The 266-nt window shown below is 32.0% G+C and carries 1 protein-coding gene; it reads left to right on the forward strand.

What is annotated here, in order from left to right; genetic code table 11:
* A partial coding sequence (locus tag FVA95_RS32410; RefSeq protein WP_205016080.1) for a hypothetical protein occupies window positions 1-266 on the forward strand: 266 nt, incomplete at both ends.

The raw sequence follows: 266 nt of genomic DNA on the forward strand, positions 1-266 counted from the left end.
GTATATTTCATCTCTTCCATCTAATATAGCTATTTTTGTTGATAGAGAAAAACTGGAAACACTTGCAGAAAATATGAAAGAATCTCTATCTGTAGACAAATGCATAACCACTCTTGAGAAAAAGAATTATCAAGATGATCTAAAATCAAAGAAGGTGTCTTTCAAAGACGATTCCAACAAGAAGACATCAAAAGACCCTTTCGATGTAGAAAGTCTTCAAAAAGTTTTGAAAACCATGACCAATGAGATGGAAGATATCAAGAAAC

The organism is Pseudonocardia sp. EV170527-09 (genome assembly GCF_008369905.1).
In the GTDB taxonomy this organism is placed as follows: domain Bacteria; phylum Actinomycetota; class Actinomycetes; order Mycobacteriales; family Pseudonocardiaceae; genus Pseudonocardia.